Raw genomic sequence first — 13,057 nt, forward strand, 5'->3', positions numbered from 1 at the left:
GAGTGTGGTGTACAGTTAATAGATATGGTATATTTGCAAAGATGTTTATAACTTCAAGTTTACAGAACTGAATCAAAAGAGCTCGAAGGAGCTCTTTTTCCTTTTTTATAATAGTATCATTATGGTATAATAGAGACATTAAAATCGGAATTTATAGGAGGTAAAGCAGCATGAAATGTCCATATTGTGGTGAAGAAATGATAAGAGGATACCTGATGAGCTCACGAGACATTACTTTTGCAGTTGATAATGTGACAAAAGTTTTTCGTATTAAACAATCGGACGATTTGGAATTGAATAAAGGTTCAGGCGGAATCCCTCATTGTGAAGCTTATCGTTGCAGTAGTTGCAAAAAGATTTTGATTGATTATGCGAATAGATAAATTCAAGTTTGCAGAACTAATAGAGAAATAACATATAAAACAATAAATATGGCGCCACAATTCCGTAATGATTAATGCTTGAAAGTCTCCTGAAAGAATGCTATAATACTGAGCGTAAAATTTGAGTGGACTTTTCCGGATTCGGTCATCTTTTTGCCACACAGCTATCTTGTGATAGCCGTGTGGCTTTTTTGTTGTCTGCATACTGGAAAATCTGGCAGAACGGAGGATGGAAGCTGCCGGACACTTTGTGGAGAGGAGGGAAAGTATGCAGACCAATAATAAAATGGCGGTCGCTCCTGTTGGAAAGCTCATCTGGCAAATGTCGATACCGCCGCTGATTTCCATGTTCCTGCAATATTCCTATAACCTGATAGACAGCGCGTTTGTGGCGCGGTTGAGTGAGAATGCATTGACCGCTGTTTCTCTGTCATTCCCGATTACAACATTGATGAATGCAGCGTCTATCTGGATCGGTGTCGGCGTGAATGTGCTGATAGCAGGGTATCTTGGACAGAAAAAGCAGGATGAGGCAAATGCAACTGTCACACATGGATTGTTACTGGCTTTTGGAATAGGTGCTTTGCTCAACCTTATGTCATTACTGATTATGAAATCCTATTTTCGGGCATTCACCAATAATGAAGAAATTTATCAGCTGAGCATCGCCTATATGAGTGTGTGCTCCTTCATGCAAATTCCCAATATGGTGCATATCGCCATCCAGAAGATGATACAGGCCACCGGGAACATGGTCGCTCCCATGTGGTTCCAGATCGCGGGCGTGGTCGTTAACTTCGTGTTCGACCCCATTCTGATTTTTGGGATTGGTATTTTTCCGGCTATGGGAATCCGCGGCGCTGCGGTAGCTACCGTTGCAGGCTATCTGCTGTCCATGATTTTGGCATTTGCTTTACTGCTGGGCAAAAAGCAGAAAGTGCAGGTGAAAATCAAAGACTTTCATTTGAAAAAGCAGATGATCTACCGTATTTTTGCCTTTGGCCTGCCATCTTTTATCATGAACGCCCTCAGTTCGTTTGTGGTGACCTTTGTCAATCTGTTTTTGGTGGCGTATTCCGATACGGCGATCGCTTTCTTCGGCGCATATTTTAAGGTGCAGCAGCTGATTGTTATGACGGTAAACGGCTTGATTCAAGGCTGTTTGCCTGTCATGCGGTTTAACTACGGCGCAGGCAACAGCGAACGGCTGCATTCAGCTTTCCGATATGGAACTGTTTTGGTCACCGGCATGATGATACTGGGGACGTTGGCTGTCCTCCTCTTTCCGGCGCAGATTCTGGGATTGTTTATGGCGTCGGAAGCCATGCGCTCCTTTGGAATCTCCGCCATGCGGATCATGGCGGCAAGCTATCTGTTTTGCGGCCTTTCTACGATGATTTCCACCTATTTTCAGACCACAGAAAAAGTAGGGTCCAGCATGGCGATCCAATTATGCAGGCAAATGCTTTTCCTTGTGCCTGCCCTGTGGTGTCTGGACAAATTGTTCCAGCTGAACGGAATCTGGCTTGCATTTCCGGTTGCGGAAACTGCCACTTTGCTCGTTGCACTTGTGATGATGGCATGGCATCGACGCAAAAATATCTCATAACGTGTTTTGCGAAGGAGGAATTATGAACGACACTTTCATGAAAGAGAAACCGATATTGCCGCTGATTTTATCCATGTCCCTACCGATGGTGTTATCCATGCTGGTCAACTCCCTCTACAACATTGTGGACAGCTTTTTTGTCGCGCAGATCAGCGAGGAGGCTATGACGGCATTATCATTGGTTTACCCGGTTCAAAATTTTATCAATGCTGCCGGAATTGGATTTGGCGTTGGGATCAATGCAGTGATCGCCTTGTATCTGGGCGCGGGGGATCACAGAAAAGCGGATCAGGCAGCCACGCAGGGACTTGTGCTTGCCGTGATTCATGGCGTTGTTATGACAGTCTGCTGTATTACGATCATGCCGGTTTTCCTGCGGATGTTCACTTCATCCGAAGCGGTCATTGAACTTGGCGTCCGCTATTCTGTCGTTGCGTTCGCCTTTACACTCATTGTTACCGTCAGCATGACGTTTGAGAAATTGTTCCAGGCAGTAGGAAACATGAAAACGACCATGATAAGCCTGATGTGCGGGTGCATCACAAACATTGTCTTAGATCCCGTTCTGATTTTTGGCTATGGACCATTCCCGGAAATGGGAATCGAAGGCGCTGCGCTGGCGACCGGCATCGGACAGGCTCTGACGCTGACGATTTACCTTGTAGTCTATCTTGCGCGGCCAATTCGCGTGCATATCCGCAGGCAGTACATTCTCCCCAGCAAAAAGATGGTAATAAAGCTGTACTCCATTGGCATTCCCGCAACCCTGAATCTCGCGCTTCCGTCTCTTTTGATTTCGGCGCTCAATGCGATTTTGGCGGCATATTCCGAAGTGTATATTCTGGTTTTGGGAATCTATTACAAATTGCAGACATTTGTCTATCTTCCAGCGAATGGCATTGTGCAGGGGATGCGCCCCCTGATCGGCTATAACTACGGCGCGGGGGAACACCAACGGGTCAGCCAGATCTTTAAGATCGTTTTGTGCATGAGTGGTATCATTATGGTGTTTGGGACAGTAATATGTCTGCTGATCCCCGGACAGTTGATGGGGCTGTTTACCCACACAGAAGCGACGATTCAGGCCGGGGAAACCGCCTTACGCATCATCGGGGCTGGGTTTATCGTCTCGGCGGTTTCTGTTACATCTTCCGGCGCATTGGAGGGACTTGGGAAAGGAACTCCCTCCTTACTGATTTCCCTTTGCCGGTATGTAGTGGTCATCATCCCGGCTGCGTTTTTACTCAGCAGGTTTTTCGGAGCGGTTGGCGTCTGGAATGCGTTTTGGATCACGGAAGCGATTACTGCGATCATTTCCCTTGTCATTTACCGCAAGGCAATCACAGGCCCGTGACGGCGGCCCGAAAGGAATGAATGCCTATACTATTTCAAGTGGCATTTTCCCGAAATATTTGAATGGAGAAAATATCATCTCCGTTCCGCTTGCAGAAAATGAAACAATGCATATTGGATATGTGCTGAATGAAAATCAGGAATTAAATGAACTTGGAAAAAGCTATCTGGAAGAATTATGGAAATATGCTCCAGCCAATCCATAGTCGTATGCTATGGATAATCATATAAAATAGGTGTTATGTATGTACCGCTGTTTGCTGATATAATAACAGCAGAAAGGTGGTTGATGATTATGCCTATGGCGGTACTGCGCAATTTTTGTATATGGGGTTAATTCTTTGCTTCTAAATGTAATGGAAGTGCTGAAGTACATCGGAGCAGCCTATATCCTGTGGCTTGCGATTCATATTGCTTTCAGTAAGCCGTCAACAGAAAACGCAGAGCAATCGGCATCGTTTCTGAAAGGCTTCATGCTGCAATTTGTCAATGTGAAGATCTATATGTTCGGAGTTACCGCACTAACGGGTTATGTTGTAGGATATATGTCCTCTTTTCCGGCTTTGCTGTTTTTTGAGCTGGTTATTGCAACAATCGGAACGATCGCAACCTGTACTTGGACTGGCTTGGGCGCACTGATTCAGAAGTTTTATCTACGGCATTTCCGTGTTATTAACATTATCCTTGCACTAACATTACTGGAGTGTATTTGGGGAATGTTAAGATAATTGTTGCTTTGAGAGCAATTCTAATTAACAAATTCAAGTTTGTTGAATTAAAAATGAAATAAAGTTCCAGTAATCATAGAGTGTATGGATTCAATTCCATATGCTCTTTTTCTTTACTTAATTTCATGAAAAATGTAAAAATCTAATGTTACGAGTTGCATTAAAGAAAACTCGTAAGAAAAAAGTAAAAAAATTTGCTTTTGACCACTGTAAAACAACCTCTGAGCGTTTCGTTATATGAAGGAATAATTTTTCTTTCATATTTCAAAGAAAAGAGGATAAAGAAATGTTAGAGAAAAGATGTTATACAGTACAAGAGTTACAGGAAATCTTAGGAGTCAGCAGACCTACTATTTATAACCTTTTAAAGAAAAAAGAATTCCGGTGGATCCAGTTGGATGGCGGAAAGTATCGCATCTCTAAGAAGAGTTTTGACGACTGGCTCGATAACTTGGAGCAGTAAAAAACAGGATGTTGATCAGGCAGATTTTGTCTGCAATCGACATCCTAAATTTTTATCTGGATTTGAGATATGATATAAGAAAAAATACTAACACTAAAAAGACAGGAAGTGAAGAATAAATGGCAACAGCGATTATGAAACAAAAAGAAGTTCCGGAAATGGACGATGTTGAAGAAATCATTTCAAAGATATCAGAAGACAGTCCTTACAAACGGCGTCCGACACAAAAGAGAACCTGGATGACCGTGCCGGAAATGGGAAAGCTGCTGGGATTAAAAAAGACAGATCGATACTGGCTGGTGCATAAAAATGTTTTTGAATCTAAAGAGATTGCCGGAAAGATACGAATCAATATTGCCAGCTTTGAAAAATGGTACGCCAATCAGATTAAATATCATAAAGTTACCGGAGAAGAACCGGGAAAAGAATTGAAATCCTGGTCCTATTCCGTTAAGGAAGTCGCGGATCTGTTGGGGGTTGATGATTATCTTGTTTATGAATTACTCAAGAAAAATCAAATAGAAGCTGTTATTGTCGATTACTGGAAACGAATACCAAAAGAATCCTTTCAGAACTGGTATAAAAGCCAGTCCCGGTATCGAACAAAGGAAGACAGAGAAAAAGACATTCTTCTGGAAGATGCAACTATTACGATGCCGGAGATGGCACAGTTGCTTGGAACAACCAGAAGCTCGGTATATACAATTCTTGATAATCCAAAGTATAGCCATTTTTTTGAATTCGTTGTGATTGCAGAAAAGAAAAGAATCACAAAAGAGAGTTTTCAAAAATTCCTGGAAGGTCAGGACCGTTATAAGCTGGATCCATCGAATGATTATGAAGAACTTGCACAGGAACAAAATATTGCCCTGGCTAATTTCCGGCGGAAGAAATTATCACAAACCGGAATACGAGGAAGCAATGGAAATATAAAGTATCTTACTTTTGATGAAGCCTCCTATCTGGCAAAGGTCAGCAGAAGCATGATCAACAAGTGGGCAGATAAAGGAAAGTTCACAGTAATAAAAGTTGGCAGTCGAGTTAGGATACTTCGGGATGAATTTGAGGACTGGATGGAACAAAGAGATTTGGAAAGGAGCATGCAATAATATGGCATCAATAAGAGAACGAAACGGAAAATTCAATGTAATCTATTCTTATACGAATGAAAAAGGCGAGAGAAAACAGAAATGGGAAACCTATGAAACAAAAGCCGAAGCTAAAAGAAGAAAAAAAGAAATTGAATATAAAAAAGAGATGGGATCATTTGTCGTCCGTAAATGCAAAATATTGGACGAGCTTATTACAGAATATGTTGCACTGTATGGAAAAGAAAACTGGGCGCTTTCTACATATGAAGGGAATGTCTCTCTTATCAACAACTATATTCTTCCGATCATTGGTGATACGAAACTCTCAGAGATCAATACCCGTTTCATCGAAAGATATTATCAGAGTCTTTTGAAGAGACGTGCAGTTATCAATCCATTGAATAAAACCAGTCGAAATGAATTTGTATCTTCCAGTACGGTCAGGGATATTAATAAGCTGCTTAGAAACTGTTTTGAACAGGCAGTGAAATGGGAGTTGATGGAGAAGAATCCTTGCACCCATGCAACTGTACCAAAACATAAATCACAAAAAAGAGACATCTGGACAGCGGATACATTAATGTATGCGCTCAGTGTCTGTGAAGATGAGCGATTAAAGCTTGCAATAAATCTATCCTTTTCATGTTCCTTACGACTTGGTGAGCTGCTTGGTCTTACCTGGGATTGTGTAGATATTTCTCCTGAGGCAATTGAAGAAAACCGTGCATATGTCTTCATCAACAAAGAATCACAGCGTATAAGAAAAGAATCGTTGAATGCATTGGATGGAAAAGATGTGTTGTTGGTATTCCCGACAAATCATAAGAAGAATTCTACGGTCCGTATTCTGAAAACACCAAAGACAGAAAGCAGTGTGCGTAAGATATTCTTACCAAAGAGTGTCGCTAATATGTTGGTAGACTGGAAAGCTGAACAGGATGAAATGAAAGAAATCCTGGGTGATGAATATATGGACTATAACCTGGTTATGGCAAGTACCTTTGGGCTTCCTCTTGGTGATGGAGCAATCCGTGGTCCTTTAAAGAAACTGATTGAGGACTATAATCTCCCACCGGTTGTGTTTCACAGTTTCCGTCATAGCAGCGTTACTTATAAGCTGAAACTGAATGGTGGGGACATCAAAGCGGTACAGGGTGATTCCGGTCATGCTCAGGTCAATATGGTTACGGATGTGTACTCTCATATTCTGGATGATGACCGAAGGAAAAATGCAGAGCTTTTTGAAGAAGCATTTTATGAGAAGAAGAATCTGGATCCACAGATGCATGTACAGCAGGAAAATAATAATGCAACTGTTGCTGATGAAGTCGATCCTGAACTTTTGGCAAAAGTGTTGGCAAATCCAGAGACGCGGGCATTACTCAATTCGCTGGCGAAGACAATGAAGTAATGAAAAATAGTGAAAAAATAGTGTAATTTTAGTGGAAAAACTAAGAAATAAGTATCGGAATAATAATACAAATAAAGCTTCAAATGAATCAATAAATGAATCTTTAAATTCAAATAGTTGGTAGCATACACGAACACAAGGCAGATAGGAATTATTTCTCGAAGCCAATGTAGATGAACAGAAAAGACTTTTAGAAGTTCTTCGATTCCGTTACAGAAAAGGTTACAGAAATTTTTAATGAATAAAATTTGCCAGTCAAAAACGCATGGACAAACCGTCTCGTATGCGGTATATTAATTGTAGACAAGAAAATATCTTGTACTTACGATAGGAAGTTTAATTGAATACTGTTTACCATGATCGAACGTACGAAGCATGGTGGTCATATAACAGATGTCGATGGTAATATCAAGGCATTCCCCGATTATTAGCTGGAGCAAACAATCAGCTAACTTTCAGAGCTTTACAGAGCTTGACAGAGGGGGTATTCAGAATAACTCGAATTGAATCGGAAACAGTTTTATATAGTGTCCCATATGGGTTTACCTTACCTCAGATTGACAGAGAGTGACAATAGGTTGGAGCTCTCCTAAGCACTAGATGTGGGTTCGATTCCCGCACGGGACGTTGCGGAATGATTAGCAGAAATCGCGAAATCATTCCGTTTTTTATTGGAAACGTATGAAAAACGCTTCCTTTTTCAGCGGAATTGCAAACGAATGGGCGAAATAGGCAAAGCTGATTTTCCAACAAAAATAGGCCCATTTCTAAAATAAAAAAATAAATTTTTCTAAGAGATTATGGCGACGACATTGTTTTCGCCGATACGGTTAGCGTTAAGTAGAGTAAATTACAGTCAAAACCGGCATTTTCTTAGCAGAAATCATTGCTTTTGTAACTTTATATAAATTTTTGAATGAAAATACTCATTCACAGGTCTGTTTATGGTCTTGTGGATGAGTTTTTTTATTGCAATTAAATAGCTGAAAAAGGAGGGATTTCTAATGAATTGCAAAAAGAATGCGAAAAGCAGATCAGACGATGAACACCGACTATTCGATCCTGCTGTCGAGAAGGTTGTAGAGATCGGTCTGGAGCGTCTGAGGCCATTCGAGAATCATCCGTTCAAGGTAAAAGAGGATGAAGCAATGGCACGGCTCATGGAAAGCATTGAGAGATACGGAATTATGAATCCGCTGATTGTAATGCCGACAACGGAAGGATTCTATCGAATCATCTCCGGTCATCGCAGAAAATACTGTGCAGAAAAACTTGGGTATACACAGGTGCCGGTCATAATCCGGTACATGAAAGAAGATGACTCGATCATATCCATGGTGGATTCGAACCTTCACAGGGAAAAGATTCTGTTCAGTGAGAAAGCATTTGCTTATTCCATGAAGAATGAAGCTATGAAGCGTAAAACCGGGAAGAGACGAAAAACACAGGAAGGTCTGTTGGAGGCGCTGAAAGGAACCAAGACCATTGATCTGATTGGTCAGGAAACGGGCGAAAGTCCAAGGCAGGTGCTCCGGTACATTCGTTTAACGTCCCTGATTCCAGAATTACTGGATATGCTGGATGAAGGAAAAATCTCATTTAATCCGGCAGTGGAACTTTCCTTTTTGTCAATTATAGAACAGGGATGGGTGGCAGACAGTATTGAATATACGCTGTCGGTTCCTTCTGTATCACAGGCAAAACGCATGAAAGCAGCTGAGTCCGCAGAAGATCAACGAAATTTTAAACGAGATTAAAAAGATGGATATGAGCAGAGTGATTTTTAAGAATTCTCAGATGTATAAATACTTTCCGAAGTATTACAGCACAGAGCAGATGAAAGAAGAAATCATAGAACTTTTGGAAAAAGAAAGAAAACGCAAAGAAAGACAGAGAAAACGGGAGGAAAAGAAGAATGGGTAAAGTTATTTGTATCGCAAACCAAAAAGGAGGAACTGCGAAGACCACAACAACCGTAAATTTAGGAATCGGTCTGGCAAAAGAAGGAAAAAAGGTGCTTCTGATCGATGCGGATCCGCAGGGAAGTCTGAGCGCCAGCCTTGGTATTGGAGAGCCGGATGCCCTCAAAGTAACATTATCTACGATTCTGATGAACGTAGTAAATGAAGAGAACATTGATCCGGAGGAAGGCATTTACCATCACGAAGAAGGCGTGGATCTGCTTCCTGGAAATATCGAATTATCTGTTATGGAACTGACACTGGCCAATGTGATCAGCCGGGAAATGATCCTTCGGGAATATATCGAAGTGCAGAGAGAACGATACGATTATATTCTGATCGACTGCATGCCGTCTCTTGGACTGCTTCTGGGAGCAATGCTTGTGTGCACCATCATTTGGTACCGCACGCAATACATGAATTATATTATCCTGGGAATCGCTGAATTCATGTTGGTAGGCGTATTAGCTGCAGGAGCATTTGTCCTGGCATTGGTGTCAGAAGTGAGAGACTGCGTTGGAAGATTTATTATTGGAGGATGAGATGATGGAAGAATTATATAAGGTGATGGATGATCTGCTGGATCTGGAATTTCAGATAAAAGCAGGGATGGATATTCTGAAGGAACTGAAAGAACTTTATGCGTCAGATTTAGAAAAAGAGGAGACCGAAGCAGAGAAACTGGCAGTGCTGATGAGAGGATACCTGCAATCTATGAAGACAAATCTGAGAGAAATCATTCACTATATCGACGAGTCAACACTTGAAAATGCGAAGAATGAAAAAGTTCAAAAGCAAGAGTCTCCTTCAAAAGTGTCAAAAGATGTAGAGGAGTCTGTTGATAAGATGATCTCCAATCGTATGAGCAAAGCATATTCTGAATGGAAATCAAATCAAGATACACGGCCATATAATGAAAATATAGAGAAGGAATACCAGAAGCTTTTGGAAACACTGTCTCCGGAACAAGAGGAAGTGCTTACGAAGTATTGCGATGAAATATTTGCCAGCGGAACAGAGACAGAAGAGTTTTTCTATCGACTGGGTATAAAGGATGGACTGAGATTAAAAAGTACGGTAAAATCTGTATTAGAAATGATGTCGTGAAAACGAAGTATACTTTAGAACTATTAGTTCTGGCAAATCCGTTGGTTGTGCGGATTTATGCACTGCTATTTGATGTAAACTGATAACATCAGAATTAGATAAAAGAGATAAAGGAGAAGAGATATGTGGCTGCCGGATTTTTTTATTCAAAAACTTTTAAAATTATAGCGACAGTAATCTTTAGTGTTGAGCTGATAATTATAATTACATTGAAGGTAGTGGATCTTTACTGTGATGAACTGGGATGCTGGAACAAAAAGGATTGGGGAACAAACTATTGCATGGAGCATATTAACAGTATTTATGAAGAGGCGATGAAAAGAGAAAGAGCATATGAAAATTCCCAAAGAAAAAACAGTACGAGTAACAGCTATTCCAGTAAATCCCAAAGAAGTTATTCTTCTGGAAAAAAGAGTACTCCATCGCGTTCATACAATACATACAGCAATTCTTATTCATCCCGGAGAAACGATTCCTATGATGTTTATAATTATGATGATCCGGATGATTTCGCTGATGACTGGGCTGAGGAATTTGGTGGAGGAAATTATGATGGCGGATATGATGATGCGTATGATTACTGGGAGGAGAACTACGGGAATTAATAATGCAAGGAAATTGTGGAGGTGAACTTGTTGAAAGAAAGTACATATCAAACTCCTTGTGGAACGATTCACTATTGGTCAAGTATTCTGAGTTTGGATACAACGACGCTTGTATTTCTTCCGGGGTTGACTGCTGACCATAGATTATTTGATAAACAGGTTGAGTACTTCGATGGAAAATATAATATTATTGTATGGGATGCACCGGCTCATGCCTCATCCTGGCCGTTTCGGTTTGAATTTGATCTGTTTGATAAGGCAAAATGGCTGAATGGGATTCTTGAAAAAGAAGAAATCATAAAACCAATTATAATCGGTCAATCAATGGGAGGATATGTGGGACAGGCTTATGCACAATTGTATCCTGACCGGCTGGCAGGTTTTATTTCCATTGATTCAGCACCGCTCCAGAGAAACTATGTGACAGCAGTGGAGATCTGGCTTCTGAAAAGAATGGAACCAGTATATGCACATTACCCATGGAAGTTGCTTTTGAAATCCGGAACTGAGGGAGTTGCAACTTCTGATTATGGCAGAAACCTGATGAAGGAAATGATGCTGGTCTATGATGGTGATCAACATCGTTATGCCCAAATTGCCGGGCATGGATTTCGTATTCTGGCAGAGGCAATGGAAAAGGATCTGCCATATGAAATTAAATGTCCTTCCCTGTTGATATGTGGTACAAAGGATCATGCCGGTTCATGCATAAGGTATAACAGAGAATGGCATCGAAAAACGAAAATTCCTTTAAAGTGGATTGAAGGGGCCGGTCATAATTCTAATACAGATAAACCGGAGATGATAAATAGTTTGATAGAAGAATTCCTTTCAAACATATAAAGACTATTGAAAACAATTTGTCAACCGTTATAAAAGGACAATAAACAAATCGGAATCAGTAGGAGGATCATTATGAGATTTTATAACATATTTTTCAGCCCGACAGGGGGTACAAAGAAAGTAGCAGATATTGTTGCGAAAGGGACGAAGCTGGATGCTGAAGAAATCGACCTAATTAAAGAACCAGATAAACTCATGAAGGTGAAACTTGAAAAAAAGGATCTATGTTTGGTTGCTGTACCGTCTTACGGTGGACGCATTCCATCAGTTGTAACGGATATGTTCCGCAAAGTAAAGGCAGATGGTACGAAAGCAATTCTTGTGGCAGTATTTGGAAACCGTATGATTGATGATACTCTATTGGAACTACAGGATGTTCTGGAGGCATCAGGATTTGTATGTATCGCAGGAATGGAGGCTGTCGCAGAGCATTCCCTGATGCACCAATTTGGAACCGGACGCCCGGATCAGCAGGATGAAAAGGAATTGCTGGAATTTGCCGCAAAGATTATGCAAAACAGCGAAGCACAAAGTACACCTGCATTTCCGGGAAACAGACCATATCGAGAATATGGTGGTGTTCCGCTCAAACCTGCTGCAAATGGAAAATGCACTTCCTGCGGTCTGTGCGCAAAAGAATGCCCGGCAGGTGCCATTGCATTGGACAATCCGAAGATGACCGATAAGGATAAGTGCATTTCTTGTATGCACTGTGTAGCAGTCTGTCCGAAGAAAGCACGAAATTACAGTAAGCTTGTCAGTTTTATCGCCGGACTGAAAATGAAGAAGGTTTGTTCCGGTAGGAAGGAAAATAAATTGTATTTATAATAGGGCGAGCAATACAATGAGAAACATGTAAATTCTTGTTTGAAAAATTGAGAAAACGTAATATTGGACAAAAAAGAAATGCACAGTTCTTAGCTTATCGTGAACTGTGCATTTTGTAAATAAATACTTTTAATTAGCCGATTACGGCATCCTCTGCTGTAAAATGTTCCAGAGAATTTTCTTTTACCTGAATGCAGATATAAGTAATTCCGGAAATATCGGATGCAAAAAACTGACGCTTTGCAGCAGGTGCGATTTTCAGCCAGTCTCCAGTTGAAAGGCTAATTTCTTCTCCATCAATTATGGCTTTGCCGTTACCTGAAAGAATTCCATAGATTTCTTCATTTTCTTTATGAGAATGAACAAATGGGACATTTGCTCCTGCAGGTAGTTCGTTTAAACTGATTTCTGCACCTGTTAAAGACAATTTTTCATGCAGCTCAATTCGGTTTTCCTTTCCAATAGTTGTTTTTGTGTAATTTGCCATAATAACCTCCATAGTTAATTTGTAGTTTCTGGTTGCTTGGTATTAGTATAGTGTGAGACACATACAAAAACAAGTACGCACCTTTTTGTAACTGTACACTCAAAAATGAATGTGTTACAATAGACTCGGAGGTGTGCGCCAGTTCGGTGCCAAATATATAACTGGTGGGAATCCAGTCTGGTAAGACT

General features: G+C 40.8%; 14 protein-coding genes and 2 pseudogenes. 15 read left to right on the forward strand and 1 reads right to left on the reverse strand.

The window, feature by feature from the left end; all coding sequences use genetic code 11:
• Positions 1-170: 170 nt before the first annotated feature.
• The 15 genes and pseudogenes from HFM85_RS16815 to HFM85_RS15820 all read left to right on the forward strand — a co-directional run bounded on the left by HFM85_RS16815 (position 171) and on the right by HFM85_RS15820 (position 12,382).
• A complete protein-coding gene (locus HFM85_RS16815) occupies positions 171-383 on the forward strand; it encodes a PF20097 family protein (protein WP_173739165.1) in 213 nt (70 codons plus the stop codon).
• Between the two features lie 268 nt (positions 384-651).
• Positions 652-1,992, forward strand: a complete 1,341-nt coding sequence (locus HFM85_RS15760; RefSeq protein ID WP_118701708.1) for an MATE family efflux transporter — start codon at positions 652-654, stop codon at positions 1,990-1,992.
• 22 nt (positions 1,993-2,014) lie between these two features.
• On the forward strand, positions 2,015-3,346 hold the full coding sequence (locus HFM85_RS15765; RefSeq protein ID WP_117854925.1) for an MATE family efflux transporter: 1,332 nt from the start codon (positions 2,015-2,017) through the stop codon (positions 3,344-3,346).
• Between the two features lie 13 nt (positions 3,347-3,359).
• A pseudogene (locus HFM85_RS15770) lies at positions 3,360-3,551 on the forward strand (LysR family transcriptional regulator); the annotation flags it as partial.
• Between the two features lie 111 nt (positions 3,552-3,662).
• Positions 3,663-4,073, forward strand: a complete 411-nt coding sequence (locus tag HFM85_RS15775) for a LysE family transporter (protein ID WP_278286633.1) — start codon at positions 3,663-3,665, stop codon at positions 4,071-4,073.
• A gap of 286 nt (positions 4,074-4,359) precedes the next feature.
• Positions 4,360-4,536, forward strand: a complete 177-nt coding sequence (locus HFM85_RS15780) for a helix-turn-helix domain-containing protein (RefSeq protein ID WP_005423637.1) — start codon at positions 4,360-4,362, stop codon at positions 4,534-4,536.
• 119 nt (positions 4,537-4,655) lie between these two features.
• Complete coding sequence (locus tag HFM85_RS15785) at positions 4,656-5,645, forward strand: helix-turn-helix domain-containing protein (protein WP_118111044.1); 990 nt, start codon at positions 4,656-4,658, stop codon at positions 5,643-5,645.
• A gap of 1 nt (position 5,646) precedes the next feature.
• Positions 5,647-7,038, forward strand: coding sequence for a tyrosine-type recombinase/integrase (locus HFM85_RS15790; protein WP_173739166.1), 1,392 nt, complete (start codon positions 5,647-5,649; stop codon positions 7,036-7,038).
• Positions 7,039-8,042: 1,004 nt separating this feature from the next.
• Positions 8,043-8,795 carry a ParB/RepB/Spo0J family partition protein gene (locus HFM85_RS15795; RefSeq protein WP_243251721.1) on the forward strand — a complete coding sequence of 251 codons (753 nt, stop codon included), beginning with the start codon at positions 8,043-8,045 and terminating at the stop codon, positions 8,793-8,795.
• A gap of 4 nt (positions 8,796-8,799) precedes the next feature.
• Positions 8,800-8,961 (forward strand): hypothetical protein, encoded by a 162-nt coding sequence (locus HFM85_RS16385; RefSeq protein WP_243251720.1) that lies wholly within the window; start codon positions 8,800-8,802, stop codon positions 8,959-8,961.
• Positions 8,954-9,388, forward strand: a pseudogene (locus HFM85_RS15800) (AAA family ATPase); the annotation flags it as partial. The gene HFM85_RS16385 and the pseudogene HFM85_RS15800, both read left to right, overlap by 8 nt.
• A gap of 154 nt (positions 9,389-9,542) precedes the next feature.
• Positions 9,543-10,106 (forward strand): hypothetical protein, encoded by a 564-nt coding sequence (locus tag HFM85_RS16390; protein ID WP_243251719.1) that lies wholly within the window; start codon positions 9,543-9,545, stop codon positions 10,104-10,106.
• A gap of 125 nt (positions 10,107-10,231) precedes the next feature.
• Positions 10,232-10,711, forward strand: coding sequence for a hypothetical protein (locus tag HFM85_RS15810; protein WP_173739168.1), 480 nt, complete (start codon positions 10,232-10,234; stop codon positions 10,709-10,711).
• 30 nt (positions 10,712-10,741) lie between these two features.
• Entirely contained in the window at positions 10,742-11,554 is an 813-nt protein-coding gene (locus tag HFM85_RS15815; RefSeq protein WP_173739169.1) for an alpha/beta fold hydrolase, read from the forward strand.
• A gap of 72 nt (positions 11,555-11,626) precedes the next feature.
• Entirely contained in the window at positions 11,627-12,382 is a 756-nt protein-coding gene (locus tag HFM85_RS15820; RefSeq protein WP_173739170.1) for a 4Fe-4S binding protein, read from the forward strand.
• A 133-nt stretch (positions 12,383-12,515) separates the two neighbouring features.
• Here HFM85_RS15820 and HFM85_RS15825 read toward each other — a convergent pair whose 3' ends face one another.
• A complete protein-coding gene (locus HFM85_RS15825) occupies positions 12,516-12,869 on the reverse strand; it encodes a cupin domain-containing protein (RefSeq protein WP_004614173.1) in 354 nt (117 codons plus the stop codon).
• Between the last annotated feature and the right edge of the window lie 188 nt (positions 12,870-13,057).

The organism is Blautia schinkii, from assembly GCF_013304825.1.
GTDB classification, from domain to species: Bacteria; Bacillota; Clostridia; order Lachnospirales; family Lachnospiraceae; genus Blautia_A; species Blautia_A schinkii_B.